The organism is Paenibacillus sp. NPDC058898 (genome assembly GCF_049316025.1).
Taxonomy (GTDB): domain Bacteria; phylum Bacillota; class Bacilli; order Paenibacillales; family Paenibacillaceae; genus Paenibacillus_AQ.
Genome location: NZ_JBMOSM010000004.1, coordinates 468,920 through 494,213 on the forward strand (window position 1 = coordinate 468,920; position 25,294 = coordinate 494,213).

At 51.7% G+C, this 25,294-nt stretch carries 22 protein-coding genes; 16 read left to right on the forward strand and 6 right to left on the reverse strand.

Translation table 11 applies throughout. The annotated features are described in order from the left end of the window. The first annotated feature begins 165 nt into the window (after positions 1–165). From ACOZB4_RS14130 to ACOZB4_RS14195, 14 genes are all read left to right on the forward strand, one after another. Positions 166–1,059 (forward strand): alpha/beta hydrolase fold domain-containing protein, encoded by an 894-nt coding sequence (locus tag ACOZB4_RS14130; protein WP_379406457.1) that lies wholly within the window; start codon positions 166–168, stop codon positions 1,057–1,059. Positions 1,060–1,258: 199 nt separating this feature from the next. Further along, positions 1,259–1,447, forward strand: a complete 189-nt coding sequence (locus tag ACOZB4_RS14135) for a hypothetical protein (RefSeq protein ID WP_076321309.1) — start codon at positions 1,259–1,261, stop codon at positions 1,445–1,447. A gap of 39 nt (positions 1,448–1,486) precedes the next feature. Further along, the gene (locus ACOZB4_RS14140; protein WP_422759555.1) at positions 1,487–1,636 is read left to right on the forward strand and encodes a hypothetical protein; all 150 of its coding nucleotides are present in this window, start codon (positions 1,487–1,489) and stop codon (positions 1,634–1,636) included. Positions 1,637–1,669: 33 nt separating this feature from the next. Further along, positions 1,670–2,644, forward strand: coding sequence for a Gfo/Idh/MocA family protein (locus tag ACOZB4_RS14145; protein WP_379406455.1), 975 nt, complete (start codon positions 1,670–1,672; stop codon positions 2,642–2,644). A 328-nt stretch (positions 2,645–2,972) separates the two neighbouring features. Next, positions 2,973–6,647, forward strand: coding sequence for a nitrate reductase subunit alpha (locus ACOZB4_RS14150; RefSeq protein WP_379406454.1), 3,675 nt, complete (start codon positions 2,973–2,975; stop codon positions 6,645–6,647). Beyond that, a complete protein-coding gene (gene narH / locus ACOZB4_RS14155; RefSeq protein WP_379406453.1) occupies positions 6,637–8,172 on the forward strand; it encodes a nitrate reductase subunit beta in 1,536 nt (511 codons plus the stop codon). Before ACOZB4_RS14150 ends, narH begins: the two co-directional genes overlap by 11 nt. Further along, positions 8,165–8,734 (forward strand): nitrate reductase molybdenum cofactor assembly chaperone, encoded by a 570-nt coding sequence (gene narJ / locus ACOZB4_RS14160; RefSeq protein WP_379406452.1) that lies wholly within the window; start codon positions 8,165–8,167, stop codon positions 8,732–8,734. Before narH ends, narJ begins: the two co-directional genes overlap by 8 nt. Next, positions 8,721–9,413, forward strand: a complete 693-nt coding sequence (narI, locus tag ACOZB4_RS14165) for a respiratory nitrate reductase subunit gamma (RefSeq protein WP_379406451.1) — start codon at positions 8,721–8,723, stop codon at positions 9,411–9,413. Before narJ ends, narI begins: the two co-directional genes overlap by 14 nt. Before the next feature lie 51 nt (positions 9,414–9,464). Further along, positions 9,465–9,929 carry a GAF domain-containing protein gene (locus ACOZB4_RS14170; RefSeq protein WP_339272033.1) on the forward strand — a complete coding sequence of 155 codons (465 nt, stop codon included), beginning with the start codon at positions 9,465–9,467 and terminating at the stop codon, positions 9,927–9,929. Beyond that, positions 9,926–11,008 carry an ATP-binding protein gene (locus ACOZB4_RS14175; RefSeq protein WP_379406450.1) on the forward strand — a complete coding sequence of 361 codons (1,083 nt, stop codon included), beginning with the start codon at positions 9,926–9,928 and terminating at the stop codon, positions 11,006–11,008. Before ACOZB4_RS14170 ends, ACOZB4_RS14175 begins: the two co-directional genes overlap by 4 nt. Further along, entirely contained in the window at positions 11,005–11,652 is a 648-nt protein-coding gene (locus tag ACOZB4_RS14180; protein WP_076320774.1) for a response regulator transcription factor, read from the forward strand. Before ACOZB4_RS14175 ends, ACOZB4_RS14180 begins: the two co-directional genes overlap by 4 nt. A 167-nt stretch (positions 11,653–11,819) precedes the next feature. Then, complete coding sequence (locus tag ACOZB4_RS14185) at positions 11,820–13,334, forward strand: nitrate/nitrite transporter (protein ID WP_379406449.1); 1,515 nt, start codon at positions 11,820–11,822, stop codon at positions 13,332–13,334. Between the two features lie 51 nt (positions 13,335–13,385). Then, positions 13,386–14,111: a YwiC-like family protein gene (locus ACOZB4_RS14190; protein WP_379406448.1), complete on the forward strand. Its 726-nt coding sequence runs from the start codon at positions 13,386–13,388 to the stop codon at positions 14,109–14,111. A gap of 80 nt (positions 14,112–14,191) precedes the next feature. Then, entirely contained in the window at positions 14,192–14,428 is a 237-nt protein-coding gene (locus ACOZB4_RS14195) for a DUF6953 family protein (RefSeq protein WP_076320777.1), read from the forward strand. A 107-nt stretch (positions 14,429–14,535) separates the two neighbouring features. On the opposite strand, the gene ACOZB4_RS14200 is transcribed toward ACOZB4_RS14195, so the two are convergent. The 4 genes from ACOZB4_RS14200 to ACOZB4_RS14215 form a co-directional block, all read right to left on the reverse strand. Next, positions 14,536–17,025 carry a glycoside hydrolase gene (locus ACOZB4_RS14200; protein WP_379406447.1) on the reverse strand — a complete coding sequence of 830 codons (2,490 nt, stop codon included), beginning with the start codon at positions 17,023–17,025 and terminating at the stop codon, positions 14,536–14,538. 22 nt (positions 17,026–17,047) lie between these two features. Beyond that, positions 17,048–18,052: an ROK family protein gene (locus ACOZB4_RS14205; protein ID WP_379406446.1), complete on the reverse strand. Its 1,005-nt coding sequence runs from the start codon at positions 18,050–18,052 to the stop codon at positions 17,048–17,050. Beyond that, a complete protein-coding gene (locus tag ACOZB4_RS14210; protein ID WP_379406445.1) occupies positions 18,049–19,926 on the reverse strand; it encodes a class I mannose-6-phosphate isomerase in 1,878 nt (625 codons plus the stop codon). Before ACOZB4_RS14210 ends, ACOZB4_RS14205 begins: the two co-directional genes overlap by 4 nt. Positions 19,927–20,047: 121 nt before the next feature. Beyond that, the gene (locus ACOZB4_RS14215) at positions 20,048–20,980 is read right to left on the reverse strand and encodes a helix-turn-helix domain-containing protein (protein ID WP_379406444.1); all 933 of its coding nucleotides are present in this window, start codon (positions 20,978–20,980) and stop codon (positions 20,048–20,050) included. A gap of 208 nt (positions 20,981–21,188) precedes the next feature. On the opposite strand from ACOZB4_RS14215, the gene ACOZB4_RS14220 reads away from it, so the two are divergent. Further along, entirely contained in the window at positions 21,189–21,779 is a 591-nt protein-coding gene (locus ACOZB4_RS14220) for a YdhK family protein (RefSeq protein WP_379406443.1), read from the forward strand. Between the two features lie 76 nt (positions 21,780–21,855). On the opposite strand, the gene ACOZB4_RS14225 is transcribed toward ACOZB4_RS14220, so the two are convergent. Continuing rightward, positions 21,856–22,764, reverse strand: coding sequence for a TIGR01777 family oxidoreductase (locus tag ACOZB4_RS14225; RefSeq protein ID WP_379406442.1), 909 nt, complete (start codon positions 22,762–22,764; stop codon positions 21,856–21,858). Between the two features lie 137 nt (positions 22,765–22,901). Here ACOZB4_RS14225 and ACOZB4_RS14230 point away from each other — a divergent pair, with 137 nt between their 5' ends. Then, entirely contained in the window at positions 22,902–23,867 is a 966-nt protein-coding gene (locus ACOZB4_RS14230; protein ID WP_379406441.1) for an arsenic resistance protein, read from the forward strand. 170 nt (positions 23,868–24,037) lie between these two features. On the opposite strand, the gene ACOZB4_RS14235 is transcribed toward ACOZB4_RS14230, so the two are convergent. Continuing rightward, on the reverse strand, positions 24,038–25,228 hold the full coding sequence (locus ACOZB4_RS14235; protein ID WP_076320785.1) for an ornithine--oxo-acid transaminase: 1,191 nt from the start codon (positions 25,226–25,228) through the stop codon (positions 24,038–24,040). Positions 25,229–25,294: the final 66 nt, after the last annotated feature.

A 25,294-nucleotide genomic window follows, 5' to 3' on the forward strand; every position in this document is an offset into this window, starting at 1 on the left:
AAGAGACTTCACCCATCATTTCGTGATCGGTGAGGTCTCTTTTTATATGCAGACCGTTCTGTATCAATTGCCACAGCGGCCATGCGGATTGTGGTGGTATATTGAGGCTGGATACACACTAATCTGCCATATATTGATCACGTCCAGCAAAGGGGATAAAACCATATGCCGAGCAAAGAAAGTTTTGCTATAAAGGAACTGCTGACCGCAGAGGGATTCAATCATAAATGGGAAAATGCCGGAACGATTCGGCAATATATCGAAACGCTGCCTCCATATCCTGCACTTCCAGAGGAACAGGAGGGATTTGAAACCCGCTGTTTTGAAAGTGGATCCGGCTTGAGTATGAATTATTATATATCGCATGGTGCAATGGAACAGGGGACGGTCGTTTATTTACACGGTGGAGCTTATATCGAAGAGATTCTACCGCCCCATTTCGCTTTTGCCAAACAGTGGACGAAGCGAACCGGATTCACCGTAATTATACCCAATTACCCTACCGTCCCGGCTATTGATGCGAAGAAGCTGACAGGGCTAATGCGCGAATTTTACAAGTACATCTGCGCCGAGGCGGGGAGTGCGGTATTTCTAATGGGCGATTCGGCCGGTAGTGCGCTGGCTCTCGATATGGCCCAATCAGTAAAAGAAACGCCGCTTGCACCAAAAGGGTTAATCCTGCTCTCGCCATGGGTGGATGCAGCTACGGACAATCCCCAGATTGCTGCACTCGGTATACCGGAGCGTGACGTCTTTCTGCAGCCGGCCGGGCTCGGTGAGGTTGGAAGGATGTATGCAGGAAGTCTTCCTATGGACGACCCGACGGTCAGTCCGTTGTTTGGCGAGATGGGAAGCCTTTCCCGTACGGTCATTCTCGTCGGAACCGATGATTCTCTGCTGCCGGACGCTCGTCTGCTGCGCGATAAACTGGTCCGAGAAGGTGTTGATTCCGAATACTGGGAATACGAGAACATGATGCATGTGTGGCCTCTGTTTCCGATGCCTGAAGCCGTAGAGGCACTGGAGCGGCTGCATCAATGGGTGGCGTGCGGTGGTTGAAAGCCATAATGGAGGGTGACAGACCAGCCAATTGGATGGTTACAACTGTCGCGCAATTGGATGGTGTGCATTAGCCGATTGTTCATTATAATGAGGCAGAAATGACAAATGAATGATGATTACTGTTGATCCTGATGCCTCAGGTTCTATAATAGAGTGTATATAATGAATAATCGAATGGGGTTGTTTGTGGTTGGTTATGTATATTATCGTCATCGCGCTGGCATTAATTGGTGGAGTTTCCACGCTTCTTGTCGGATTATCTCAGGAGAATAAGAAGGCAAACCCGAACTATGAGCGGAAAACAAAAACCAATCTCACGAAACTGCTCATCATTTATTTTGTTTCGTTAATTGCGTTTATTGTGATATGGATGATTTTGAGATAACTATAAAGGCTGTTTCCTGAACGATCGGGGAGCGGCCTTTTGTTATTCATGATTATCATTGGAACCTGGGTCCATTTGATGTATTCTGGAGACATCAGCTCCACGGAGATCGTCATCATCGCTTACGTCCTGATGCTGGTTGTGTTCGCTGCAGGATTTGTATATCAATGGCTGAGAAGAAAACCATAGTGTCTCTAATCAAAGGGGAGGTCTTAGGATTACATGGCATTGCGAATTGGAATCATAGGCACAGGCTGGTTTAGCAAAGTACATGCAGATATTTTGTCCAACATGGACGGAGTTAACGTTGCCGCCTTTGTTGGGACGAGTCAGGAGAAAGCGGAACAAGCGGTGCGGGGCTATGCCGGGGCCAAGGCGTACAGCAACGTTGAACAGATGCTGGATGCAACTAAGCCGGATGCGGTTTATATCTGCGTCCCGCCGTTTGCGCACGGAGAGATCGAAGCCCAGGTAGTGGAGCGGGGCATTCCTTTTTTGGTCGAGAAGCCGCTGGGCACGAACCTCGATACGCCAAGGCAGATTCTGCATGAGGTGAAGAAGGCCGGTTTGATTACGTCTGCAGGGTACCATTTCCGTTATACGGATGCAGCCATCAAGGCTGCCGAGCTGCTGGAAGGCCGGGAGATCGGGATGGCGCTTGGCTACTGGATGGGAGACATGCCGCAGGTGTACTGGTGGAGACAGCAGGAAGGCTCGGGAGGGCAATTCATCGAGCAAACCACCCATATAGTTGACCTGCTTCGCTGCCTGCTGGGTGAAGCGGATGAAGTGTATGCGGCTTATGCCCATCGAGCGATGAAGGATATTCATGAGGGGGTAACGGTGCACGACGTAGGTACCGCGACGCTGAAATTAAAATCCGGCGCCGTGGCAACAATCTCCAATACCTGCATGCTGCCGGAGTCGGATCGGGCCGGCTTGGATATTTATACGGAGCAGGGGGTCATCGGCATTCAATCCGATAAACTCATCGTTAAGGAAAAAGGAAGTATGACGGAATACCGCAATGCGGCTAACCCGTATCTTCGGGAGAACGAAGTGTTCATCCACGCGGTTCGCACCGGGGATCCCTCTGGAATCTTATCCTCCTACGAGGATGCGTTTAAAACCATGGAAATTACCTTTGCTGCTTTGCAGTCGGCCGAAACGGGGGTCCCGGTGAAGATCGGGGAATGATCGATCGGTCTGTCTGAAAAAGTACGTCGATCGACGTTTTTCATATGTTCGTCAACCAGATTCATAATGAAAGCCTTAGGGATGCCCCATAAGATCTTCAGGTCTTATGGGACATCCCTTTTTTCGTTCAAAAAGCGCTCCGTGCACGGCTCGCTCCTTTCGATAGGGCAGTCCGGGCGACAATCCATCAACAAGGGAATTCTCGGAGGAATATAGGTGTTTCCCTAATAGGAACCAAGGAAGAGGCCACTCATAATTAAGTTATACGAAGGACGGCATATTGATTCCCCAATCATTGTCATTCAAGCAGAAGGAGTTGAACTGTCCTATGAAACGAAAGTCGGGGCTGAAGTTCTTCAAGAGGATGGAAAGCTATTCTGACAATTGGTCCGTTCTAGAGGAGAAAAGCAGGGAATGGGAAGATATGTACCGCAAGCGCTGGTCGCATGACAAAGTGGTACGGACGACGCATGGCGTGAACTGCACAGGCTCCTGCAGCTGGAAGGTTTTTGTGAAGAACGGGATCATCACTTGGGAAAACCAACAGATTGATTATCCTTCCTGCGGGCCGGATATGCCGGAATTCGAACCACGCGGATGCCCGCGTGGAGCTTCATTTTCCTGGTATGAATACAGTCCTCTGCGAGTGAAATACCCTTATATGCGCGGCAGGCTATGGCATATGTGGAAAGAGGCCTTAAGCCAACACAGCGATCCGATCGCCGCTTGGGCCAGCATCGTCGAAGATCCGGAGAAGTCCAAGTCCTATAAACAAGCGCGGGGTAAAGGCGGTCATGTCCGTGTGTCCTGGCAGGAGGCCACGAAGCTGATCTCCGCGCAGCTCATTTATACGATCCGCCAATACGGGCCAGACCGGATTGCCGGGTTTACGCCCATTCCGGCCATGACGATGATCAGCTATGCTTCAGGAGCCAGATTTATTTCCCTGCTTGGGGGAGAAATGCTCAGCTTCTATGACTGGTATGCGGACTTGCCGCCGGCATCTCCACAAATCTGGGGAGAGCAGACAGATGTGCCGGAATCCAGCGATTGGTACAATGGCGGTTACCTTATTATGTGGGGCTCGAACGTGCCGTTAACGCGGACGCCGGACGCCCACTTCATGACGGAGGTGCGGTACAAAGGCACGAAGGTTGTGTCGGTCGCGCCGGACTATGCCGAGAACGTTAAGTTTGCCGACAACTGGCTGGCTCCGAATCCCGGAACCGATGCCGCAATTGCACAGGCCATGACGCATGTTATTTTAAAAGAATTCTATCATGAGCGTCAGGAACCGATGTTCCTGAATTATGCGAAACAATATACGGATATGCCTTTCCTCATTCTATTGGATGAGTTTGAGGGGGGATACAAGGCGGGACGCTTCCTGCGGGCAAGCGATTTGGGCGATACCACGCAGCATGCCGAGTGGAAGCCGGTGATTATCGACGAGAATACCAATGAAATCACGGTTCCGAACGGCACGATGGGGCAGCGCTGGGAGCAGGACAAGAAATGGAACCTGATCCTGGAGCGCGAGGACGGCTCGATCATTGCGCCGGCGCTATCCGTGGAGCCTCAGGGTGGAGAGCGACAGACGATTTCCTTCCCGTTCTTCGATAACAACGCCAACGGCACTTTCGAACGCCATATTCCGGCGAAGACCATTCAGCTGGCGGACGGGACGCAGCGTCTGGTGGTAACGGTATACGATCTGATGCTGAGCCAGTATGGCATTGGACAGGCAGACAGCGGGCTGGATGCAGACGGGTACAAGGATGCGGACTCCTTCTATACCCCGGCCTGGCAGGAGAAAATCACCGGTGTGAAGCCATCCATCGTGGTTCAGATTGCCCGGGAGTTTGCGCAGAATTCGCTGGATACCGGCGGCCGCTCCATGATCATCATGGGTGCGGGCATTAATCACTGGTTCAACAGCGACACGATCTACCGCTCCATTTTGAATCTGGTCATTCTAACGGCTTCCCAAGGCGTAAACGGCGGCGGCTGGGCGCATTACGTCGGCCAAGAGAAATGCCGCCCGATCGAGGGCTGGTCCACGGTTGCATTTGCTAAAGACTGGCAGGGAGCGCCGCGTCAGCAAAACGCGACATCTTTCTTTTATTTTGCGACTGACCAATGGAAGTACGAAGAAATGGGAGCCGATTCTCTGAAATCACCAACGGGCGGGGAGATCCGTTACCAGCATCCGGCGGATTACAATGTGCTTGCCGCGAGACTTGGATGGCTTCCATCTTACCCGCAGTTCAACAAAAACAGCCTGAAGTTTGCGGAGGAAGCAGCGCAGCTGGGGAAAACCACCCATGAGGAAATTGTGAAGCATACGCTTGAACAAGTTGTTTCCGGGGATACGAAGTTTGCGGCCGAAGATCCCGATGCGCCTGAAAACTTCCCGAGATCGTTGTTCGTTTGGCGCTCGAACCTGATCTCGAGCTCTGCCAAGGGTCAGGAATATTTCATGAAGCATTTATTGGGCGCTTCCGACAGCCTGCTCTCGACGCCGAATGAAGAGGATAAGCCGGAGGAAATGGTCTGGCGCGAAGAAGTCGAAGGCAAGCTGGATCTGCTTGTTGCCTTGGACTTCCGGATGACATCAACTCCGATGTACGCAGATGTCGTCCTTCCTGCAGCAACCTGGTATGAGAAAACGGACTTGTCTTCAACCGATATGCATCCTTTTGTGCATCCGTTTAATCCGGCAGTGGATCCCCTCTGGGAATCCCGGTCGGACTGGGATATATACCGAACGATTGCCGAAGTCTTCTCAGATATGGCGAAGAGCCATCTTCCGGGAATATATAAGGACCTGGTCACCACACCTCTCTCTCATGACTCCATAAGCGAGATCGCCCAGCCATACGGTGAAGTGAAGGATTGGCGCAAGGGGGAGATTGAGGCCATACCTGGCAAAACGATGCCGAATCTGACGGTGGTCGAGCGGGACTATACCAAAATTCACGACAAATATATAACGCTCGGTCCGAACCTGGCTACAGGTAAAGTCGGAGCGCATGGCGTCAGCTTCTCGGTAGCCGAGGAGTATGAAGAGCTGAAGCGTTTGAACGGAACTTATTACGATGACACGATCAAGAATGGCCTGCCCAAACTTCATACGGCGCGAAATGCGGCGGATGCCATTTTGAATCTGTCTTCGGCCACGAATGGCAAGGTATCGCAGCGAGCCTGGGAATCGGCGGAACAGGACACCGGCGTGCAGCTAAAAGACATTTCCGCGGACCGCGCCGCAGAGCGCATCACGTTCCAGAGCATTACAGCCCAGCCGCGGGAAGTCATTCCGACGCCGGTATTCAGCGGATCGAACAAAATGGGCAGAAGATATTCCCCGTTCACAACGAATATTGAACGGCTTGTGCCGTTCCGTACGCTGACCGGCAGACAGCATTTTTATATCGATCACGAAATTTTCCTGCAGTTTGGAGAGGCGCTGCCGGTGTATAAACCGACGCTTCCGCCATTGGTATTCGGACCGCGCGACAAGCAGATTACCGGGGGGAAGGATACACTCGTGCTCCGATATCTGACGCCGCATGGCAAATGGAACATTCACAGCACCTATCAGGATAATCTGCACATGCTGACGCTGTTCCGCGGAGGGCCGACGGTATGGATTAACAACGATGACGCAGCGGCTCACGACATTCAGGACAACGATTGGCTGGAAGTATACAACCGCAACGGGGTCGTCACCGCTCGCGCCGTCGTCAGTCACCGGATGCCGAAAGGCACGATGTACATGTATCACGCGCAGGATAAACACATCAACGTGCCGGGCTCGGAAATTACGAAGGATCGCGGCGGCAGCCACAACGCTCCGACGAGAATACATGTGAAGCCGACCCAGATGGTTGGGGGTTATGCGCAGCTCAGCTATGGATTTAACTACTACGGACCGATCGGCAACCAGCGGGATGTGTACGTGGCTGTCCGCAAAATGAAAGAGGTGGATTGGCTTGAAGATTAAGGCACAAGTCGCCATGGTTATGAATCTGGATAAATGCATTGGCTGCCATACGTGCAGCGTCACCTGCAAGAGCACCTGGACGAACCGTCCGGGTGCGGAATATATGTGGTTCAACAACGTGGAAACGAAGCCGGGCGTAGGCTATCCGATCCGCTGGGAAGACCAGGAGAAGTACAAGGGAGGCTGGACGTTGAAAAAGGGCAAGCTGCAGCTGAAATCCGGCAGCAAGCTGTCCAAAATCGCGCTCGGCAAAATCTTTTACAATCCGGATATGCCGGAAATGAAAGATTACTATGAGCCGTGGACCTATAACTATGAGCATCTAACCAATGCCGGGGAGAAGAAGCATCAGCCGGTGGCCCGTCCGAAATCGGCGGTAACCGGCGAGACGATGAATCTGGAATGGGGTCCGAACTGGGAAGACGATCTGGCGGGAGCCCATGTGACCGGCCCAAAAGATCCGAATATCGAAAAGATCGAGGAAGAAATCAAGTTCAACTTTGAGCAGGCATTCATGATGTATCTGCCCCGCCTGTGCGAGCATTGCCTGAACCCGAGCTGCGTAGCGTCCTGTCCTTCCGGTGCCATGTACAAGCGGGATGAAGACGGCATCGTCCTGGTGGACCAGGAAGCCTGCCGCGGCTGGCGGTACTGCATGACGGGCTGTCCGTACAAAAAGGTGTATTTCAACTGGAAAACGAATAAAGCCGAGAAATGCACCTTCTGTTTTCCGAGAATTGAAGCCGGGCTGCCTACGGTATGCTCCGAAACCTGTACAGGACGTATCCGGTACTTGGGCGTGCTGCTGTACGATGCCGACAAGGTACAGGAGGCAGCCTCCATGCCGGATGAGAAGGATCTCTATCAGGCCCAGTGCGATCTGTTCCTGGACCCGCATGATCCGGCAGTGATCGAGCAGGCGCGCAAGGACGGATTAACCGAAGAATGGATCGAAGCTGCCCAAAACTCGCCCGTATATAAACTGGCCATTGAATACAAGCTGGCCTTTCCGCTCCATCCGGAGTATCGGACGCTGCCAATGGTTTGGTACGTGCCGCCGCTCAGTCCGATCATGAACTATTTTGAAGGCAGGGATTCGATCGAGAATCCGGACATGATTTTCCCGGCGATCGAGGAGATGCGTACACCGATTCAGTATCTCTCGAATCTGCTCACGGCAGGGGATACGGTGACGGTAAAGGAAGCCCTGCAAAAAATGGCGATGATGCGTTCTTATATGCGCGCGCAATCGTCGGGGACTGAGTTTGATGAGACGCGGCTAGAACGGGTTGGGTTGACCGCCCATCAAATGACGCAGATGTATCGGCTGCTCGCCATCGCTAAATACGATGACCGGTTTGTGGTCCCGACTTCGCATAAAGAAAGCCATATGGATGTTTACCGTTCACAGGGCTCCGAAGGCTTCAGCGCAAGCTGCGGCGGCTGCGGTCCGGAAGGTCTGCAGGGCAAAACGGGCAAAGAGCTGTACGAAGAAAACTTCTATGGGGGGATCTGGCGTGATTAATCTCGGAAAGCTGCATGATTATAAACATGTTTTCGGTTTTTTCGCTCAGCAGCTCACGTATCCGGAGAAGCTGGATTTCCATCCGTCGGTCATGGAGGAGTCGCTTGGCTCCTCGGACCCGGCCTACGAATCCGTCAGAACGTACTGGACGGCCATGCATGAATACAGCATGGAAGAGCTGTACGTCCAGACCTTCGACTTTCAGGCGAAATCTACATTGTACATGACCTTTTATAAATTTGAAGATGGCCGGGAACGTGGCCAGATGCTCGCCAAACTTAAAGAGACGTATGAGATGTTTGGCCTGGGCATCGCGGGCTCGGAATTATCGGATTATCTTCCGCTGATGTGCGAGTTTATATATGCGGCGAATTGGCAGGGTCGCGAGAAGGAAGTGGCAGCGAGCCTGGATTTGATGCTGGCTGTAATGGAAGACGGCACATATCATCTGTTGAAAGCTTTGGAGAAGTATAAGAGTCCGTATCTTCATCTCATTCAAGGTCTGCGTGAGACGTTCAAAGCATGTTTCAATCAGGAGGCGGCAGATCATGAGCATGATTAATCAGTTTCTGTGGGTCATCTTTCCCTATATCTGCCTTGCTGTGTTTATTGTCGGTCATATTTACCGTTACCGTACAGACCAATTCAACTGGACGGCAAAATCTAGCGAGTTTATCGAGAAGAAACATCTCAAGCTGGGCAGTCTCATGTTTCATTTAGGCATCATACCGGTTATCGGGGGGCACGTCGCAGGCTTGGCCATCCCTCAATCCTGGATGGAGTCGCTGGGCATCAGTGATCATATGTACCACATCGGGGCGGTGTATATCGGAAGCGCATTTGGCTTTCTAACCCTGGCAGGTATGGTACTGTTAACTGCCAGGCGGTTCACCATTCGAAATGTGCGAAAACTGAGCAGCGCTTCCGATATGACGGTTAATGTCCTCCTGCTGTTCATCGTATTTATGGGCATGTACAGCACGCTGGTTACGAACGCGGTACAGCCGGAATTCAATTATCGGGAGTCGGTATCCGTGTGGTTCCGTGGATTGTTTATGCTCCGTCCGGATGCTTCGTTGATGGTGAATGTGCCGCTGGCGTTTAAAATTCACATTTTGGCCGGATTTGGTATTTTTGGCTTATGGCCGTTTACTCGATTGGTGCATGTGTGGAGTGTTCCGTTGAATTATGTGGGTAGAAGATATATTCTGTATAGAAAGCACCGTAAATTTGAATCGTAGAGCGGAAGAAGGCTTTTTGGCCTTCTTTTCTACGTCAGAGGAGTAATGGAAATGAAGAATCAGCCGATCTTTAACTACCAAAGTGAAATGGATAAGCTTCGTGCCCGGTTTCAATTCGATTTCGTGTCCATGGCATTGGTGCAGCCGGCTGAAGACCGATTTGTATTGACCTGGCAGTATGCCTCGGGAAATATAAACGAGAGGTATAAGCGCATCGTTTTACATTCCGGCAAAGGCATCGCCGGCATGGTGTTTAAGACAGGAAAACCGATGCTGATTCAAAACGTGAATGCTGATATTGAATCAAGGGACTTGTATAATTACCCGATTATCGTTGCCGAGCAGTTGAAAAGCCTTGGTGCAGTACCGCTGTGGGAAGGCTCTCGCGTCAGGGGTGTTTTGCTTGTGGGATATCGCAAGGAAAACGTGCTGGATCCAATGTCCTTTGAGTCGTTTCAGGAAGGAATTGGAACGGAATTTGGTGCTTTTTATGCCAAGGAGGTATCACAGCCTTGATTCAAATGACGGATGAGCATTTAAGCGAATTGCTTAGAAACATGTATCATAATAGCATGGAAGCCATTTTTTTTATTGACGAAAAGGGCAGCGTGGTGGCTATGAATCCGGCCGCAGAGAACATCCTTGACATTGAAGTGATCGAGAGGATGCATTCTGGTGCGGATGGTTCCTTCTGCCAAACCTGCAAAGGGTACACCGATGAACAGGATCTCATAACCTGCTCCACATGCTATCTGGATTATCCGGATGGCGAGTTTTCGTCGTTCCAAGTCTATCTTAAGACACGGGGCGAAGGAATCGTTCCCTATGCGGCCAGTTACCATATCATCGATGAAGCTCGCGGCATCCGGGTGATGATGCTTCTCGACCTGACGAAGCAGCAGAAGACACAGGAAATGCTGCAGCGGACGAATATGCTGAAATATGTCATCAAGGCACAGGAGGACGAGCGCAAGCGGATATCCCGCGAACTGCATGATAGCGTGGCTCAAGAGCTCTTAAGCTCGCTGGTCGACCTGCGCGTCGTTAAATATATGAATGTGGGCGAGGATGTGCTCAAGAAACTGCAACAGACCGAGGTGTCTTTAACCAGGCTTCTGGATGATATCCGGCATTTATCCGTTGAACTAAGGCCGGCTTCATTAGACGATTTGGGGCTTGAGGCTGCATTCCGCTCCCATTTTAAATGGATCGCGAAGAATTACGGTATGTTGGTTGAATTCTCTGCGGAGTTAGAGGCAGCCCGCTACGGCAGCGAGATTGAAACAGTTGTGTACCGGGTATGCCAGGAAGCGGTGCTGAATGCCATGAAATATTCAGGAACGGATGAGGTACATGTACGCTTATGTGAAGTGAATGGCTACCTTCAGTTAACCGTCCTGGACCGTGGAGTCGGGTTTAACATGGTCATTGATGAAGCTAAGGGAACCGGACTGGGACTGTACGGGATGCGCGAACGCGCAGAGCTCGTCGGTGGTCAGTTTATTTTGCTTTCCGCTCCCGGTGAGGGTACGACGATTCAGCTTAACATTCCGCTTACGAATGGTGACGACAAGCCGGAGGTGATGGGTACATGAAAATTGTGATTGCGGATGATCATGCCGTGGTCCGCAGCGGGTTTTCCATGATTCTGAATTACCAGGAAGATATGGAGGTCGTCGCGACGGCGGCAGACGGCATGGAGGCTTACACCATGGTGGCGAAGCACCGGCCGAATGTGCTGTTGATGGATTTAAGCATGCCTCCCGGCGAAAGCGGACTGATTGCAACCGGCAAGATCAGCAGTGAATTTCCAGACACGAAAATTCTGATTCTAACCATGTATGATGATGACGATTACCTGTTTCATGTTTTAAAAAACGGTGCTTCAGGTTACGTACTGAAAAATGCGCCGGATGATGAATTAATCTCCGCCATCCGCATGGTGCATAAGGGAGGGACCTATATCCATCCCCAGATGGCTACTTCCCTGGTTCGGGAGTTTATTAAGAAAGATAGCGAGAGCGCGGAACAAGATCCGTTTAACAGTCTGTCCAAACGGGAGATTGAGATCCTGCCCTTGATCGCCAAGGGTTATGGCAATAAGGAGATTGCGGAAAAACTTTTTGTATCGGTCAAGACGGTGGAAGCGCACAAGGCCAAAATTATGGACAAGCTGAATTTGAAAAGCCGCCCGGAGTTAGTGGAATATGCATTAAAGAAAAAATTGCTGGATTTTTAGTCCTTACGTATATAAAAAGGGCGCAATAAAGGGTTGTTGCTTTAAGGAATAGGGAAGTTCCCCGGAGAGATTCAGGGAACTTCCCTATTAGCATTGTGAATAGGTGCACGTACAATAGGAGCTGGGGATCAATTGCCATTCATTACGCTTTAGAAAAGGTGATGGAAATGATCAAAAAGCTGCAGCTTCCGCTGCAAACAATGAATCTGGTGCTTGGCTTTATGGTATGGGTCATCATCTCCGCGCTCTTGCCGTTTATTCGAGAAGATATCTCCATTCCGGCAGACCGGCTCGCTATTCTGACGGCTATTCCGGTGGTGCTGGGTTCGGTCCTCCGGATTCCGCTTGGCTATTACGCCAATGTCGTGGGAGCACGAATTGTTTTTATCGTCAGCTTTATCCTGCTGCTGTTTCCGGTTTATTTTATCAGCTCGGCTTCATCCTTTACGCATTTGGTAATCGGTGGCTTGTTTCTGGGGATCGGAGGGGCCGTGTTCTCGGTCGGTGTGACCTCATTGCCTAAATACTATGCGAAAGAAAAGCTGGGACTCGTAAATGGGATTTACGGGATGGGCAACATTGGCACCGCCATTACCACGTTTGCTGCACCGGTCATCGCGACTCAGATCGGATGGTCCAAAACCGTCCAGCTGTACTTAATTCTGCTGCTGATATTTGCCGTGCTAAATGCACTCTTAGGTGACCGTAAAGAAATCAAGGTGAAAACACCGATTATGGAACAGATCAAGGGTGTATATAAAAATGAAAAACTGTGGTTTTTCTCTCTTTTTTATTTCATCACATTCGGTTCGTTCGTAGCCTTTACGGTGTACTTGCCGAACTTCTTGGTTACCCATTTCGAGCTTGCAAAGGTGGACGCCGGGATGCGGACGGCAGGATTCATTTTGGTAGCCACTTTATTACGTCCTGTAGGCGGCTGGCTTGCGGATAAATTTAAACCGCTGTTCTTATTAATGGGCATATTCTTAGGGCTCACGGCTGCGGCCATCCTGTTGGCATTCTCTCCGTCCATTGGCTTATATACGGCCGGATGCTTAACCATTGCCGTTGGTGCCGGTCTCGGAAACGGCGTTATTTTCAAACTCGTGCCCCTTTATTTCAACAAGCAGGCGGGCATTGTGAACGGTATCGTGTCCATGATGGGCGGCCTTGGCGGATTCTTCCCGCCGCTGATGCTTTCCTTTATCCATTCGGCCACAGGGCAGTATTCCATTGGATTCATGGCCTTATCGCAGGTTGCGCTTGCCAGTTTCGTTATTGTGGTATGGATGTACTACCAAGACAAACTTTCCGTGCAATCCGAGGTGTTTAACTCCACCGGCCAGGGGATTCTGGTTACGGATTCGAACGGTAGGATCAATGCCGTCAATCCGGCATTCACGAAGTTAACCGGATATTCGGAGGAGGAAGTGCTCGGCAAAAATCCGAGCGTATTGAAGTCCGGAAGACAATCACCGGCGTTTTATCAGGCGATGTGGTCTGAAATCAGGGAACACGGGAGCTGGCAGGGGGAGATTTGGAACCGCCGGAAAGACGGAGAAGAGTACTTGGAGCTACTGACGATTAACGCGGTAAAGGACGAATCGGGTGACATCGTACAATATGTGGGTACCTTCAGCGATATTACTTATCATCCGCCTGGCCGTTGTTCGAATGGCTGAAGATATAAATCAGGATGGGTATGAGTTGATGGATTGGAGAGGGAGAGACGCATGAAAAAGATGAGGATTGTCATCCCACGGGAGCATGGTGGCTGGGCTATGGTCAGTGTACCCTATATCATAGGAATGGCGGCAGCCAAGCCGGTTCTGCTGCACCTTCCGCTATTTTTGGCCTGGTTATGTTTATACATGGCGTCCTATCCGTTTCTGCAATCCTTAAAGAAGACGTTCCAACGTAAAACTTGGATATCCTGGGGGATCGTGTATGCTCTTATCGCCGTTGTTTTTCTAATTCCGGTGCTTGTCTTCAAGCCGTCGATGCTCTGGTTTGCACCTGTGCTGCTCATCCTGATCATGGTGAATGTTTGGCATGTTCTTCAGAAAGCGGAGCGTGCGCTGTTAAATGATATTTGCGCGATTCTGCTGTTCTGTACCGGAGGTGCCGCTGCTTATATGCTGGGGGGCGGTGGTTTCGATCCGATGCTTGCCGCCGTCATTGTGTATAATTTCCTATATTTCACGGGCACCGTGTTCTTTGTCAAATCGGTCTTCCGTGAGCGGAAAAACAGGCGCTGGACGATATACGCAAGAATATATCATGCCGTCATGTTGGTTCTGCCGATCATCTTCGGGAATCCGTGGATGTGTCTGCCATTCGTATTTCCGTTCATTAAGACGTTATTGTATTCCGGAAAAGCAATGAAACCGATGAAGGTCGGAATCATCGAGATTGTGGGTTCCGTTCAGTTTTTATTGCTGTCCATGATCTTGATGTAGTCTGCCGTTTTCATAAAAATCGATTCCATCGTCCATTCTGTTATAATAAGTGAAGGTATACAGAAGGGAACGATGTTCATATGACATATACAGCGCAGCAGGTGGCCGAATGGATGGTGGAGGAAATCCGGTTTACGGGTAATTTGTATCAGACAGAGGCCATCCGCTATGTACGCGAGAACTTCGGGGAAGAGTTTGTTTTCGTTAACGAAAACGGTAATGCCTCACTGTCCAAGGAAGTGAAGAAGGCATTCCGCAAACTGCATGGCGGTCGGATCGCTTGGGATCGTGACGGATTCATGTGGGCATGGACGTAGTCTTACTGTGGAAAAATAATAAGGGCTGGAGCGGCTTGAGGGCCATCCTGCCTATCATAATGAAAAACAGCTGCCTTGAAACCAGGGCAGCTGTTTTCCATCTTGACTTATTTGATTCGGTGAATCGTGAATTGTCCGGTTGAAGCGTGCAGGGCTTTCACAGCCTGCTCCGGGTCCGACTGGCGATGCCGCTCTAGCGCATAACGGAACTCGTAGAAGCCACCGAGCGTCGCCTTGAAGTTGGTTTCCCAGTAGTTGGTCAATATCCAGGCATACGTGGAAGGACGGCTGTCCGCAGACTGCATGGTGTGGAGCAGCCGGGGGGCGTGCTCCAGCGTTCCCAGCTGTACGAGCGGCGTGTCTGTCATGGACAGAATGAGCGCTTCCCGTTCTTTGGCCGAGTGCCAGAATATTCCCTCTTGGACACTGGTGTAATCCAGGCAGGTTCCGGGAATCTGATCCTTCCATGGCCGGACATGACAGCCGGCTTTTTCTACGTATAGCTCGGCTTCAGTCCCCATAGTGAATGGCAAAGCCACGTAAACATTCTCCGGTAGCCAGACGCTGTCCTTGTGGAAGCGGACGGACACCTCGACACGAGGTTGGTTCGCATACATCTTGATGTGTAGGGCATAGTAGCTGAGCCCTTTCACGTCAAAGACCAGCTCCACCAGGGCAAACAGCGGTCCGTTGTCCAGCACGGTGATTCGGGTCAAGCGTCCGGTATCCCGCTGGACGTTCGTGCCCTTCCGGTTGCGTCCCATGCGGCGGCGGATTGAGCATATTTCGGACGGATTATGCTCATCCTGTGCCGGCGTTACCTCGTACACGGGGGTGAATGGCGCGTGCTCGCGTGCATCGTCCAGCAGGTCTGCCGAGCGTGTCTTATCGATCCATGCCGTAATGCCTTCGTTCATCTCCCATTCGATCCGAAAGGATTCGGATTCGATCGAACGCTTGCCCACAACGATTGGATATGGAGTTTTGGGCTGAGTTTGGATGTCGGCAATTCCTTCGCATGCAATCGGTTCGGTGTTGCGCGCAGTCACCATGTTCCCGGAAGCGGAGAGTGCATCCGGTGTTTCGTGCGGATGGATGTACAAGATCCGGGACTCATCCGGTTTAAGTGAGAGCTGCGTGACAAGCGCCCCCGTGTGTGCCAATTGGTACGGTAACGCCTGTCCGGTCGTTTCGTCGATGAGCTCGAACTTTTTCTTCAAGATCACATGTTCCCAACCATCCAGCGGGATGGCGACCTGCAGCGTCGCCGCGGCCGGCTCCGTGTTGATCACCTCGTAGCGCAAGGGACGATGAGGGGCAAGCAGTGCGCCCTGACGGGCAACAAGCGTTTTATCCAGCGCCTGGTAAGCCAGCTTGCTGGCTTCGGCCGCATAGGCTTGCTTCCGCACCTCCAGCATTTGCACCTGCGGGTGCCATGGCTCATATACGGAGGAATGATAGCCCCATGTATGCTCCGCGTACATGGTCAGTGCTTGTGAGGCATCCTCGATCTCGGTCAGGCTTGCCGCACCATGGACCGGATCGAGCCGCTTGACCTTGCGAAGGGTGCGCTGGGCATCCCGGTAAATCTGGGTATGCATCGCTGTTGAAGCCACCCCATCGGTCCACCAGTCCGGCCAATCCCCCCGGTGTACCGGAAGCGCGGACAGGTCCTCCTGTTTCAATGCTGCAAAAAATTCGGACAGCGTTGCCATCTTAATGGTGATTTGGTCGCCGTATTGTTCATTCCAATTCGTAATCCACTCCGCGATATCCGCATTCGGGGATGCATTGTCCGTGCCTAGGCCTGAGACCATGACCGGAACGAAGGAGTAGGGGTAGGATTCCTGCTCGAGATTCCATAAATACCGGTTAATCCGTAAAGCAGCGATGTCGTTATGACGTTGTTCAGGCTCCATCAAGTTATGCTGAAGCTCGTCTTTGATGATGTATTTACCCAGTGCATCCGGACAGAACCCGAGCTCGTTGCCGAACATATAATGTTCGCCGTTCCAAACAAGCAGCTTGCCGCCACTTGGACTTTCCCACCAGAACGGCGTTTGTTTGCGGCCCAGCGGATACATGCCGTGATGCGTATGGATGCAGGAAAACAGGTGCTCGATGTTATGTTGCAGCAGGCTTTCGGCATACCCCCAGCTGTACCCGTTAATGTCGGCGGTCATGGCGCTGTCGATCCGATGTCCGAAGGTCTCCGCGAACCTTTGCGCCTTGCCGTGATTCCGCAGAAGGAGGTCGAAATCCGGGAGCTCGGTCATATTGAGATAGGTTCCGGACAGTTCGATATCGCCACGTTTCACCGCTTGTTGAAAAGCTTCTTTCTCTGCCGGAGTTGCTTCTTCGAGAAATTTCTCCACGGCCCAGAAGGTCTCGCAGGTCCAGCGGAATGTTTTCCATTCCGGGCGCTCCCCGCGGTGTGCGGCTTCCGTGATGTCTAGTGCCTGGCGGATAAAATCCACATGGTATTGCTCAATTCTTTCTTGGCGCTCGGTGTAGCCGATATCTGTGTGGGAATGATGGATGACATAGATCGTCCAGGGGCGGGCGGGTCGATGACCGCCTTGCGTGGATAGGTTCATAATATTGGTGACCTCCTATAAATTAATTGGGAGCGGAAACATGATGATCCGGATCCCCGAATAACTTCTCAATGCCGTTAAACACAGCCGCCGTTCCATCTGCGAGACTGTGAACCGGAACGGCATGCCTGCTTAAAGCTAGCTGGATTTCCCTTTCCCATAAGAGCAAGCTGTACGAGATTTGTCCGCCTAGCACTAGGCGGCTAGGTTTGAACTCGGATAGATAAGGGAGAAGCATCTCTCCTAGCTTGGTGCCGTATTCCCGGAATACATCCTGAGCTTGCGTGTTACCGCCCTTGGCTGCTTCAGCGAGGTCGGCTACATCGATCCCGTCGGTCAGGAGACCCCGCTTCGAAGCCATGTTCAGAATGCCCATTCTCCCGAAATAGCTGTCCACGATGTGATCCCGGTAAGGCTCCGCAAACAGCATTCCGCTGCTTGGGATACCGTGTCTACCGGCTACGATTTGACCATTCTCCACAAAGGCAGAGCCAAGGCCTGTACCGAGAGTAAGGCATAGGAGACGCTCCGATGGGAACCGGATGGAGGCCCCAAGCCCGAACATGAAGGCGTCATTCCCGAACCGGATATCGGCCGCAGTCAGACGATTCATTGTGACACCCGGGAAGGATGACTTGAGTCTCTGAAATTCGAAACGGAGCAAATCCCGAACCGACAGCTTGAACAGGGCTTCATATTTGCCGATGCCTTGAAGAAGCGCGATGCCCTTTGCATAATCGAAGGGCCCCGGAAAAGCAAAGCCGATCCGGATCGAATCGTAATAATCCAATGGCCGGAAGGCCGAAGTGTAATAGGTGATCAAATCATGACAGGCTTGAGCAAAGCTGGTGATTGTATCCGCCGCGGCTCCTTGGGATTCTGAAGGCCGGGTTAGGAACGAGCCGGGGATTAGCTGCCCGTTCACGATGAGCGCTCCCTTCAACGCAGTGCCGCCAGCATCGAGCGCGATCGTGATAGGGGCAGGAGAAGGCACGCTTTCTGGATCGGCGCTATCATTGCGGCTCATTGAAACTCCCCGCTTTCGGTTGCCCAGTGAGGCGGAAGAAGCGGAAGATTCCACTCCGGATTGACTCTGGCGGCGATCAAGGTGCACGGGGAGCCGGACAGGTTCTCCAGACGGTATTCTCCCACACATGCCGGGACGATGTAGGATTCCGCATAACCCCATTCAACGGCCGCACCCTCGTCCGCTACCGGTACAAGGCGGACACGTTCACCTTCCACAAGGTTGTACATGACGAATTCTCCTTGTGTGTCTGCATTCCATGTTTCATGCAGGGTCAGCCTGCTAACCTGGAATAGCAGATCATCCCGTTGACCGAGCAGTTCCTCCGCACTACGGCCTTGACGGCTTATGACGGTTGGCTGGGCGATAAGTCCGCTTTCTACCGCTGACGTATTCATGGCGTCATTGATATTGTGGCGTGCATGCTCAGGGTTCATCGGGCGCGGCTTGCCATCTGCGTCCATCCGTAAGTAATCGTAGATCTTGAACGTGAACCACCAGGTGGTTGAGGAGATTTCCAGCACCAGATTATCCCTGCCAGAGCAGTGGACCGTGCCTGGTGGAATGAGGTAAAGATCCCCTGTTTGCGAATCGTACTCGTTAACGTAGTCGGAGAGCTGAAGCGGCTTTTCCTGAAGCTGGGCGTCTTCCACTGCTTCAAGCAGACGTCCGCCGCTAATTCCTTCCTTCAGCCCGAGATACACCTTGGCTCCCGGGGCATTCCGCATGATGTAGTACGACTCTTGCTGCGTCATGTGTTCATTGAACCGTGACTCGGCATATTCTTGCAGCGGATGCACCTGCAGCGATAGCTCGCCGCCCTGCATTGTATCCAGATAATCAAACCGGATCGGGAAATAATCGCCGAATAGCCTGACATTACGCGTTCCCATGATCTCTTGAGGCGCTGCCTCCATCAGCAATGTGAACGGAATCTCGAAGGTGATATCCTGCACGCACAGCAGAAGCGTATTCTCGGGAGCGATGGGCTCAAAGCTCCAGGCGCAGTTCGGCCATTCGTCGGGAAGGCCGCATAATTCCTTAAGGTATTGACCGCCCCATATTCCCGGGGCAAAAAACGGCTTGACCCGAAACGGCTGCTGACTCGCTTTATGCAGTACGTTTGCCAAGGTTGCTGCCGGCAGCCACACCGGCTCTTCCGGACGATTGAAGTCCATGTAGAACGCTTTATTGTCCGAGCGTTCGGCATGGGTATAATGGGCTAACCAGTCACGACGGTAAGTCTCCCAGACGGGCCATTCGAGAAATAAACAATTCTTGTAAGTCTCAACCTTGTCGTGGGAGATGCCCAAGCCGAAGCTGCCCATATGCTGGGCATGACGCCGCTGCTGGTTTTCGCGGGAGTAATCGGCGTAGAAACGAAGGTCGGGTGTCCGGCCTTCAAGCAGCGAAGCGCCGGGTCCGTGCAGTACGTATATGCCGCGCATCGCGTCAGATTCAAGCGCACTTTTTTTCAAGGCAGACCGTGCGTCCTGTTGAAAATATTGAATGGGACGTACATCGGTTGCTTTATAGCCGAATGCCCGGTTGTCAGTCAGATAAGGAGCCATCTCGGCCCGGAGCTCGGCTTCGGGTTTGACATAATCGGACGTGGAATCGCATGAGAAGGTGATCCCTTCTTGCTCACAGGTTTGCTGAAGCTTTGCCAGAAGTTTATCGAAATCCGCGCCGTGTGTTCCGTCAAGCGTAATGAAGATACTGCTCTTTTCTTGCACTTCATGCTGGGATTTTTGTTTGTAGGTCGATAGGATCAACGAACACCATGAGTCGATCCCGCTCTTCATGAATTGGGGTCCGTTTCGAAAGTCCAAGTGGTTGATCGGGTGTGATTGAAAGGCTGTTGCAGGTTTCATGGATAGATGGATCCTCCCTTCCGGAATGTCTGTTACGACTTCATTGTAGAAGGCAAGGGAGGATCCGTCTTTATAAAAAGAGGAAGTGTTTTTGTACGATCAGGACATCGACCTCTAGCCGCTAAAGCTCGGAATCGTAACGACCTTCCGAAAACTGCGACCGCCGGAAGCGGGCAGGGGTTACACCAAGTTTAGATGTAAACACCCGGGTGAAGTAGTGCACGGACTCGAATCCGCAAGAGATGGCAATCACTTTGATCTGCCGGTCTGTATTCAGAAGCAGGTGTTTAGCCTGCTGCACACGCTGCTCCTGCACATAATGAACAAAGGATTGATGTCCGTATTTCCGGAACAGTCTTGTCAAATGACGGGTCGTAACGTGAAGATGGCCAGCCACCCGCTCCAGCGAGAGCGGCTCGCCCAGATTATCCTTGATAAACAATTCGGCCTGATGAAACATCGAAGCTCCTTCTTCGTTTGCTCCACCATCGGAAGGTTCTTGGTAGAAACCGGGGCCGTGGGCTGCCAGAATCGATAATATGAGTGAAATAGCCATGCTGTTCAGCATATGCGGCGGGTGCTGCTTACCGCCAGAGCCCGACTGAAACACGGATAACAGCGAAAGCCACAAGAGTCCAGGCGCTTGCCCGGCACCTTCCTGAAGCACCGGAATGCCTTGGCTGGCTAACCTTCGGAAAGCAGCCGTATGGAAATCGTTGTTTGCCGATTCATCCAGCTCAAAGGCAACATAACATAAGGCCAAGCCTTCTCTGCTCTTAATTTGGTGCTGGACCCCCGGCCTTGAGAGAAACAGGGTGCCTGGATGAAGATGGAACTCTGTCTCGTTTTCGATATACGATCCACGGCCTGTCAACACGTAACAGGCTTCAAAAAAAGAATGCCTATGCTCCGTATTATCGTAGTGGCGCGGCATAAATCCCCAGTAGTGGATCCGGATGCTCAGTTCCTGCTGATCGATACGGTTCAGGGTTCGGTTTAATATGGAATTGGCCCGTTTAAATAACGGGATGAAAGTTTCGTCATTGATTTGCATGGGAGATGGTGCTCCTTCTCGGAATTGGTTGATTTTCTCTAGCAAGAATATAGGGCTAAATGGGACTTATGATTACTCTCTATTGTATATCATAGATAAGTTTTATTGAAAAAATGGGTATAGTGATGTAATGCATAGACAGCTACACAAGTTCTTCATAAGTAGTTGTTATGCTATGAACATTCAATATAAGGGAGGAGTTCATCATATGTCAGCTAAGAAACGATGGAAGCCGCTTATTCTGGTTGCGTTAGCATCCCTCATCCTCATACTGGGTGCCTGCGGTAATACGAAAAGCGCAAACCCCGATAACAAGGAAAACACGGAGGCCACCGGGAACATGGATGACATGGATCATGGCAGCATGAACCATTCCGGCTCGGGGGAGGTTCCGGAAGGGTTGAAGTCGGCAGAGAATCCAACCTATGCGGTGGGCACCGAAGCGATCATTGAATCCGACCACATGCCCGGAATGAAGGGGGCAAAAGCAACGATTGTCGGGGCGTACGATACGACGGTGTACACGATATCGTATACGCCGACGAGCGGCGGACCTGAAGTAAAGGATCATAAATGGGTGATTCATGAGGAGATGAAGGATGCCGGGAAGGAACCCTTGGAACCCGGAACGGAAGCGGTCGTGAATGCGGATCATATGGAGGGAATGAAGGGGGCCACTGCCGTTATCGATTCCGCCGAACAAACGACGGTCTATATGGTGGATTTCACGACAACAACCGGCGAAGAAGTCAAGAACCATAAGTGGGTGACAGAAAGCGAGCTGGCCCCCGTACAATAGAAGTTTTATGAAAAAAAGAAAACAATCGTTCTCTATATCGAGAGAGCGATTGTTTTTTTGCATATGACGGTAAGGCTCAGCTTTCTTTGATCTGCTGCAGTGCGCCCGTCACTTCCGGATATCGAAACTGGAAGCCATGACGCAGCGCTTTGGCCGGAAGGATTCGCTGGCCCTTTAGTAGAATGAGCGACATTTCACCCAGGATGGTTTGGAGCATGAAAGCAGGCAAGGGGAGCCAGTGCAGACGGTGGTAGACCTTGGCGATGCTCCTGCCGAATTCATCGTTCGTGACCGCATGCGGGGAAGCCGCATTCACGGCTCCGGATATGTCCTCGTGTCGGATGCAATAATCGATCAAATCCACGATATCGTCGATATGTATCCAGGAGAGCCATTGTTTGCCGCTGCCGATCTTACCGCCTACGCCTAGTTTATAGGGCAGCAGCATTTTGGGAAGGGCTCCGCCTTTAGCGCCCAGAACAACGCTGATGCGCAGCTTGATTAACCGGTCGACCGGGATGCGGTCGGCCGCTTGCTCCCATCGCTGCACAACTTCGGACGGGAAATCCATAATCGTGGCAGGGCTTTCCTCATCAAACGTTTCAAACTCGGATGTGCCGTAAATGGCCATCGCTGATGCTTGAATAACGACCGAAGGTTTATGCTCCAGGCGGTCCATCAGTTCGGCTACGGAGGAGACGGTTCGTTGTCTTGATTGAAGGATTCTCTGCTTGCCTGCTTGCGTCCAGCGTTGACTAAGGGAAGAGCCTGCTAGGTTAACGAGGGCATCCAAATCCTCAAACCGCTCGGGATGGGACTTCATCTCATCCCAGGTCAGATAGGATATAGGCCCGTCTTGTTGGTGATGGGGAGGAACGTCCGGCTTCGATCTGGTCACGATGATAACGTCATGTCCGTCGCGCTGCCAACGCGAACACAATGCCTGTCCAATGAAACCGGTGCCTCCGCAAATGGCTATTCTCATGTATGAACCTCCTTATACTTTTAATTTGTCCTGAACATTATACAATCCATTATACAAAAAATGCGGTATGATTCCGTTATATGATTTTTCGGTCATTACTTCATTTTTTCTATGATTTAAATGGTAAGGGGTGCGGGATGGGACTTTTAGAGAAACTTCAAACTTTGATCATCATGGGTGCGGTGGCAATCGGGCTGTTATTGGGGCAGTTTCCGGTTGTTTCGGAATATGCAGACTACGGGATCGTTCCTTTTTTGCTGCTGATGTTGTATGGATTGTTCTTGACGATACCGCTGCAGCAGTTAAGAGAGGCGTTCAAGAACATTAAGTTTCTGGGGGCGAGCACCGCCATTAATTTTATCTGGACGCCGCTGCTTGCTTGGGGACTCGGCGCTGTCTTTCTGTCGGATCACCCGGCGCTTTGGATCGGATTCATTATGTTGATGGTGACCCCATGTACCGACTGGTATTTGGTGTTTACCTCGATTGCCAAGGGGAACGTGCCCTTGTCAACATCGGTGCTGCCCATTAATCTGATCCTCCAGGTGCTGCTGCTTCCGCTATATTTGCTCTTGTTCTCCGGTACGATCGAAACGATATCGCTGGAAACATTGATCGAAAGCGTGCTGCTTGTGCTTGTAGTTCCGTTCACTCTTGCACATCTCACCCGTTTCTTGCTGAGAGCGAAGAAAGAGGCGCTGGAGCACAAGGTGCTGCCATTTTTTGGCCGGGCACAGATTGTCTTTCTATGTCTTGCCATTGTCGCGATGTTTGCGTCACAAGGGTCATACTTATTGAATCATATGGACATGATTTATATTCTCATTGTTCCGATCTTGATTTATTTTATGATGAATTACACGCTGGGCAGCGTAGTGGGCAGAATGCTGCGTTTCTCTTACGAGGATTCGGTCAGCCTCCATTTAACGATCATTGCCCGGAACTCTCCGGTAGCTCTCGCGATCGCCGTGACGGCCTTTCCGGAACAGCCGGTCATTGCCCTTGCCCTGGTTATCGGACCGCTGATCGAACTGCCCGTGCTTGCTGTTGTCTCTCAGCTGCTGCTTCTATCAAGAAGAATGAAAGTGAAGTCGATTAAATAACTGTGCTCAGACCCTATCAGGAAAGTGGCACGGTGAATCGCAGTATCAGGATAAGCTGCAAAGCTTGAGTGAGAGAGGAACCAGAAAAACAGTTTGCCGCACCCGTTGTTATTTGAGCCAGGGGGTGAACAAACTGTTTTTTTATGCAATTGCAAGTCTGTTTCGGATCGTCACGCAAACGCTTGCCTTACGATCCCAATGGCCTGGTCCAGTTCCGCTTTGGTGATGATGAGCGGAGGGGCGAAGCGGATAATGGATTCATGGGTTTCTTTGCAGAGCAAACCGAGATCCTTTAGTGTCTCGCAGTAGGTTCTGGCTGGAACCTTCAGTTCCATGCCGATGAATAGGCCCCTGCCGCGCACCTCCTGAATATCGCGATGCCGGATGGATCGAAGCTGCTGAAGAAAATAGTCGCCGAGCTCCTTGGAGCTGCCTTCCAGCCCTTCCTCCAGGAATACATCCATGGAAGCGATGGCCACCGCGCAGCCGAGGGGATTCCCGCCGAAGGTGGAGCCGTGGGACCCCGGCTCGAATACACCGAGAATATCGGCGTCCGCCGCCACGGCAGAGACTGGGAAAACACCCCCGCCCAGCGCTTTTCCGAGGATGTACATATCCGGCATGACATCCTCCCAGTCGCAGGCAAAACGTTTTCCTGTCCTGCCGAAGCCGGTCTGGATTTCGTCCGCGAGCAGAAGAACGCGATGCTGCTTGCACAGCTCCATTGCGCCGCTAAGGTATCCGTCAGGAGGGATAATGATGCCGGATTCTCCCTGGATCGGCTCTACAAGAAAGGCGGCCGTATTCGGTGAGATGGCCTGCTTCAGCGCTTCCAGGTCGCCATAGGGGATGACTTTGAAGCCCGGCGTGAAAGGGCCGAAGTCTTCCCGATATTCGCTGGATGAGGAGAAGGAAGTGACGGTGATGGTGCGGCCGTGGAAATTACCTTCGCAGACGATGATTTCGGCCTGATTGGCCGGTATGCCTTTCTTCCGGTAAGCATAGCGGCGTGCTGCCTTGAGTGCCGTCTCAACAGCCTCGGCCCCCGTATTCATGGGAAGAATCATGTCTTTGTGGGTGAAAGCAGACAGCTTCTCGTAAAACTCGCCCAGTTGATCATGATGGAATGCGCGCGAAGTCAGTGTCACCTTATCCGCTTGTTCCTTTAAAGCGCCGATTATTCGGGGATGACAATGACCTGCATTTAGCGCCGAGTAGGCGCTTAACATATCGATGTACCGCTTGCCGTCCGAATCCGTCACATGGATGCCTGCAGCTTTGGCAATGACAATGGGTAGCGGGTGGTAGTTTCTCGCACCGTACCTTTCGGCTTTCTCGATATGTGGGTTTGAAGGGTCCATAGTGTAACCTCCTTGGGAGTCTTAAGAAACCTAACCGGCGGCTGGCACCGGATACCGCGCCAAAAA

Coding starts and splice junctions, on each gene's coding strand:
- ACOZB4_RS14130 (WP_379406457.1), top strand. CDS start 166: ATGCCGAGCAAAGAAAGTTTTGCTATAAAGGAACTGCTGACCGCAGAG.
- ACOZB4_RS14135 (WP_076321309.1), top strand. CDS start 1,259: ATGTATATTATCGTCATCGCGCTGGCATTAATTGGTGGAGTTTCCACG.
- ACOZB4_RS14145 (WP_379406455.1), top strand. CDS start 1,670: ATGGCATTGCGAATTGGAATCATAGGCACAGGCTGGTTTAGCAAAGTA.
- ACOZB4_RS14150 (WP_379406454.1), top strand. CDS start 2,973: ATGAAACGAAAGTCGGGGCTGAAGTTCTTCAAGAGGATGGAAAGCTAT.
- narI (WP_379406451.1), top strand. CDS start 8,721: ATGAGCATGATTAATCAGTTTCTGTGGGTCATCTTTCCCTATATCTGC.
- ACOZB4_RS14170 (WP_339272033.1), top strand. CDS start 9,465: ATGAAGAATCAGCCGATCTTTAACTACCAAAGTGAAATGGATAAGCTT.
- ACOZB4_RS14180 (WP_076320774.1), top strand. CDS start 11,005: ATGAAAATTGTGATTGCGGATGATCATGCCGTGGTCCGCAGCGGGTTT.
- ACOZB4_RS14185 (WP_379406449.1), top strand. CDS start 11,820: ATGATCAAAAAGCTGCAGCTTCCGCTGCAAACAATGAATCTGGTGCTT.
- ACOZB4_RS14190 (WP_379406448.1), top strand. CDS start 13,386: ATGAAAAAGATGAGGATTGTCATCCCACGGGAGCATGGTGGCTGGGCT.
- ACOZB4_RS14195 (WP_076320777.1), top strand. CDS start 14,192: ATGACATATACAGCGCAGCAGGTGGCCGAATGGATGGTGGAGGAAATC.
- ACOZB4_RS14200 (WP_379406447.1), bottom strand. CDS start 17,025: ATGAACCTATCCACGCAAGGCGGTCATCGACCCGCCCGCCCCTGGACG.
- ACOZB4_RS14205 (WP_379406446.1), bottom strand. CDS start 18,052: ATGAGCCGCAATGATAGCGCCGATCCAGAAAGCGTGCCTTCTCCTGCC.
- ACOZB4_RS14210 (WP_379406445.1), bottom strand. CDS start 19,926: ATGAAACCTGCAACAGCCTTTCAATCACACCCGATCAACCACTTGGAC.
- ACOZB4_RS14215 (WP_379406444.1), bottom strand. CDS start 20,980: ATGCAAATCAATGACGAAACTTTCATCCCGTTATTTAAACGGGCCAAT.
- ACOZB4_RS14220 (WP_379406443.1), top strand. CDS start 21,189: ATGTCAGCTAAGAAACGATGGAAGCCGCTTATTCTGGTTGCGTTAGCA.
- ACOZB4_RS14225 (WP_379406442.1), bottom strand. CDS start 22,764: ATGAGAATAGCCATTTGCGGAGGCACCGGTTTCATTGGACAGGCATTG.
- ACOZB4_RS14230 (WP_379406441.1), top strand. CDS start 22,902: ATGGGACTTTTAGAGAAACTTCAAACTTTGATCATCATGGGTGCGGTG.
- ACOZB4_RS14235 (WP_076320785.1), bottom strand. CDS start 25,228: ATGGACCCTTCAAACCCACATATCGAGAAAGCCGAAAGGTACGGTGCG.